The organism is Mucilaginibacter sp. P4_G9 (genome assembly GCF_056400985.1).
The window spans coordinates 1-4,652 of the sequence record NZ_JBFUKF010000391.1; the positions used below are offsets into that span (position 1 = coordinate 1).

Here is a 4,652-nt window from a genome sequence, read left to right on the forward strand (position 1 = left end):
ATCCGCAATGTGAAAGGTTTTATCCGCAAAACAGAAGCCATCTCGGGTGCACGTTACGCGGGTTTGCCCGATGACCATATCCACTTTATGGCTTTGCCTTTTTATGAAACGGGTAAAACCAAGAAGAACACAGTGGGCGAGGAAGACATTTTGTTAACCATGGAGCTGCTGCAGCAAATAAAGCCGCACCAGATCTTTGCCGCCGGCGATTTTGCCGATCCCAACGGTACGCACCTGGTTTGTTTCAACATTATCCTGGCTGCATTAAACCGCCTGAAAGCTACCGAGGATTGGGTGAAGGATTGCTGGCTGTGGATGTACCGCGGGGCATGGCATGAGTTTGAAACTTACGAGATTGAAATGTCGGTGCCACTTTCTCCTGAGGAAGTGATCCGCAAGCGGAATGCCATCTTCAAGCACCAATCCCAAAAGGATCGCCCGGTGTTCCCGGGGGATGATGCAAGGGAGTTCTGGGTGAGAGCCGAGGACCGCACCCGCGATACCGCGAAACGTTATGACCGCTTAGGAATGGCTGAATATGAGGCCATGGAAGCGTTTAAGCGTTATATATTTTAATTTTACTGTAGCAATGAGTTTGAACCCTGGAGTGTTCGAAAGATTTCTCCGGGGGCTACTGTGTGTATGCACTTTTATATATCCAAAACTGTTGCGTTCGCAACAGGTGAAACAGCAAAAAATCACATCTGTCTAACAATCAATAAATTGCGAATTGTCATAAAATCAAAACCGCAACAGCAAATTTTTGGGGTTACCCAGCCCCGCCCGTCCGGTTCAATACCTATCAGTTGTGGCTGATGCCTTAGCACCAATAGTCTCTTTTTTGTTCATCGTGTATCCAAAGTTAAACTATTGGTCAACCGCCTTTTCTTCCGGCACCTTATAATTCTCCAGGGTTTTGTGCAACTGCTCTTTTATCTGCTTTACCAGTATCCTTGGGCCAAGTACCCTTAGCTTAGATCCAAAGCCCAGTAACTCCCGCTCCAGCTCAAAGTTCGGGATCACCCGGATGCTGAAGATCTTACCCGATTCATTCTCACTTAACAGTTTTTGGGTATGATGCAAGGGCTTGGTGATCACATATGGCGCGTTCTTACTATCTATCCAAAACACCACCTCGCAATCACGCTGGTTGGGCGACTTGGTTACGCCTATCACATCGTTATAATAAGTAGAAAAATCAATGCTGGTATTTTCGCGGTAGTCATCTTCATGGCTGGTAATGGATTGGATCCTATCGAGCGCCAGGTTGAGTAACGGTTGATAACGCTGGTGCGAAACACCCAATACAAACCAGCGGTTGCAGTATTCTTTCAGTAGGTACCCGCTAAAGCAAAAAGTGCTTGCCTCCCTGGCTTTAAAAGATTGGTAGGTAACACAGATGGTATTTTTGGCTACAATCGCTTTACGGATCACTTCAATATACTCCAGCCCTTTCAGGTTATCATTCTTTTCAAAATCAACAACCGGGGCGCTGTGTGTTTTTTGGGTGTATATCTTATCCTCCAGCTTGCTCACCATCTCGTTCAGGTCGGCAAAGTGACTGAAACCTTTAAATTGCTTTAACAGGTCGGATACCTCGCTTAGCACCTGCATATCCTGGTTATTAAGCGGAATGTTGGTAATGCTGTAGTTTTTATCCGCGTAGGTATAATACTTTTTATCAACCACTATAATGGGCGCTTCGTAACCCAGCTTATTGCTGCGCATCATCTCCATATCGGCCTGTACCGTACGGCGGCTCACGCCGGTATTAATCCCCTGGTATTCGTATAGCGCATCGGCGCAGGCATCAATCAGGTCGTCCAGTGTCCATTTCTTATAACGGTTTTGCAGGCAGTTATCAATAGTGCGGTAACGGATAAGGGCATTGCGGTTAACAGGCATTTTTTGATTTCGGATTTGGGATTTATTTGATTTGGAATGTCGGATGTTCGAATTCGGATTTATTTAATTTTAATTCTGATAATTCCGGTTCAGACGAATTTATTAAATTATTTTTCACTGCGCAAATAGATTGCGCAGGTACTATATTTCTTTGTATTATGAAAAGGGAATTAAATGCCGATAAGCTCCCCCTTGAGGGGGCCAGGGGGCAAAAGATCAGCAATAACGAATTAAAAGCTTTGGGTATTAACGATGTGGAAGTATTGGTAAACTTTAATCGTGTGGCTAATGGATTGCTGAAACATAACGTAATGGATAAGGCGCAGATACTGGCCAATATAGAAGCGCTGATTGACGACCCTATGCCCTACGCCCTAAAAAAAGGCGGCAAGTTTAAAAACCTGGCCGAAGATGTGATCGCCATGCGTAAAGAAGGCAAATTTGTAAAGCAGGAACGCAGCAATTTTAAATTAAAGGAAGAGATAGCCGATTTCCCGGTTTGGGGACTGGAACATATTGAAGTGGGTGCGCTGGCACAGATGCGAACGGCTATACAATTGCCCATAGCTATTGCCGGCGCCCTAATGCCCGATGCCCACCAAGGTTACGGCCTGCCTATCGGCGGCGTGTTGGCAACCACGGCAAATACCATTATTCCGTTTGCAGTTGGGGTTGATATTGCCTGCAGGATGTGTTTAAGTATTTTCGATCTGCCTGCCGAAACGGTGGATAATGAAACAGATCTGCTGAAAGGCTTATTGGTTAACCATACCAACTTTGGCATTGGCGGTACTACGAAGACGCATTTTGACAGTTCTTTATTTGATAGCAAAACCTGGAATGAAACCAAAGTGATCCGCAACCTGAAAGATAAGGCCTATGCCCAGTTGGGTACCAGCGGCACCGGCAACCATTTTGTGGAATGGGGCGAGCTAACCGTTACCGATGGCGCTTTGGATGGTATCCCGGCTGGTAACTACCTGGCATTGCTTTCCCACTCCGGCTCCCGTGGCTTTGGGGGCAGCGTGGCCGACTATTACAGTAAAATAGCCATGACCAAAACCAAGCTGCCGCCCGAAGCCAAACACCTGGCCTGGTTGGACCTGGATAAGGACGAGGGACAGGAATACTGGATAGCCATGAACCTGGCCGGCGAATATGCCAGCGCCAACCACCACGAGATTCATAACAAGATAGCGAAGGCGTTAAACCTTGCACCGCTTATGCGGATAGAAAACCACCACAACTTTGCGTGGAAAGAGCAATTAGCCGACGGCACCGAAGTAATGGTACACCGCAAAGGTGCAACCCCGGCCGGCGAAGGAGTATTAGGCATTATCCCCGGCAGCATGAGCACACCCGGCTTTGTGGTACGTGGTAAAGGCGATGCAACAAGCATCAACTCCGCATCTCACGGTGCAGGGCGTTTAATGAGCCGAAGCGCTGCTTTTAAAACTTTGGACAAAGCAGTGATTGCAGCCAACCTTGTTGATAAACGTATTACCCTTATGGGAAGCGATGTGGACGAAGCGCCAATGGCTTATAAAGATATCCATGCGGTAATGGCTGCGCAAGAGAATTTGGTGGAAGTATTGGCTAAGTTTGAGCCGAGGATTGTGCGGATGGCGGATGCAAGGGAGAGGCCGGAGGATTGAGAATTATAAAATAACTATTACTTTAACAACGAATATGCCATCACCTAAACCAACCGACTTTTCATTATTGCTCGAAATGTTTCATCGGGGACTTATACTTGGTCTGGTTTCCAAAAACGATGTAATATTATGGGCTGATGATATTATACTAAAGACCGAGGAGCCTGATTACTTTTTTATCGAAGTATCGTTATGCAGTAACACCAACAATTTAATTGAGGTAATAGGAGCGTATAGCGCTAATATAGATAACCCTATTTGCACCAGGGTTCTTTTGGGGGCGCTTTACAAAAAGCAAATTAACAATAACGACGCCCTAACCGTTGAGGCTGCTGCTAAATTGATTGGCGCGGTACAAAACGTTGGTACTTTGACCCATTTTGAGGTTAGCAAAATGTATTCGTTTGATGATTATGACTTATACTATCCACCGGATTTGACGGAGTTTCAGGTAGATATTATCGAGTTCCTATGTATTTACGAACCATTTACGCTTAAAAATTATCGTGAGTGGCCCGAAATTAATCATAAGATAGAACTAATTCTAAAACAAAAACAAGCCGAAGCTGAAATAGCACTTGAATCATTTAAAGAAAAATGGCAGGTTAAGAAAAGCTCGATAAGAGAAGTCGGTAATCAGGGACTAAAAAGGAAGTTGCGTATTAGCATACTTATTATAGTTGTTATAGGTATTGTGCTGCTGTGTTACCTAACACCAGAATCATCAGGAATTCAATGGAACTCGGTTTACTCTGCGATTTTTATCTGCCTTTTATTCCTAAGTAGAAATTATCTATTGAGAGTAAAAGGGAAATGAAAGATAAGTTTTGGTTGGTGATTATAAAGATGGCGGATGAGACGGGGGTCGAAGGATTGAAATCTACTATCTAAATTAATTATGTATCTTAATATGCTATGAAATAATCATGATAAAAAGAAATTACTATTCAGTTAGAACTGGAAAAATTGTACCCGATCAGTTAATGAGTTTCGATATTTTGAAGAAGCTTTTTTTAATTGCGTATAACAAATTATATAAAGATGGCTATTTTCAAAAGTATTTTGGCATTGATTGCAATGATGGTTATGTGG

Annotated in this window: 3 protein-coding genes and 1 pseudogene; 3 read left to right on the forward strand and 1 reads right to left on the reverse strand. The window is 44.1% G+C overall.

Annotation, left to right across the window (positions count from 1 at the left end; all coding sequences use genetic code 11):
* Positions 1-576, forward strand: a pseudogene (locus AC1DPZ_RS22320) (glucosamine-6-phosphate deaminase); the annotation flags it as partial.
* A gap of 291 nt (positions 577-867) precedes the next feature.
* Here the strand turns inward: AC1DPZ_RS22320 and AC1DPZ_RS22325 are convergent.
* Positions 868-1,905: a helix-turn-helix transcriptional regulator gene (locus AC1DPZ_RS22325; protein WP_477407594.1), complete on the reverse strand. Its 1,038-nt coding sequence runs from the start codon at positions 1,903-1,905 to the stop codon at positions 868-870.
* Positions 1,906-2,063: 158 nt separating this feature from the next.
* Between AC1DPZ_RS22325 and AC1DPZ_RS22330 the strand changes: the two genes are divergently transcribed.
* Together AC1DPZ_RS22330 and AC1DPZ_RS22335 are read left to right on the forward strand one after the other, a co-directional pair.
* Positions 2,064-3,560 carry an RtcB family protein gene (locus AC1DPZ_RS22330; protein WP_477407596.1) on the forward strand — a complete coding sequence of 499 codons (1,497 nt, stop codon included), beginning with the start codon at positions 2,064-2,066 and terminating at the stop codon, positions 3,558-3,560.
* A 34-nt stretch (positions 3,561-3,594) separates the two neighbouring features.
* On the forward strand, positions 3,595-4,377 hold the full coding sequence (locus AC1DPZ_RS22335) for a hypothetical protein (protein WP_477407598.1): 783 nt from the start codon (positions 3,595-3,597) through the stop codon (positions 4,375-4,377).
* Positions 4,378-4,652 lie beyond the last annotated feature (275 nt).

What these genes read in the sequence shown, in the direction of transcription:
- AC1DPZ_RS22335 (WP_477407598.1), top strand. Translation starts at nt 3,595, where the DNA reads ATGCCATCACCTAAACCAACCGACTTTTCATTATTGCTCGAAATGTTT.
- AC1DPZ_RS22330 (WP_477407596.1), top strand. Translation starts at nt 2,064, where the DNA reads ATGAAAAGGGAATTAAATGCCGATAAGCTCCCCCTTGAGGGGGCCAGG.
- AC1DPZ_RS22325 (WP_477407594.1), bottom strand. Translation starts at nt 1,905, where the DNA reads ATGCCTGTTAACCGCAATGCCCTTATCCGTTACCGCACTATTGATAAC.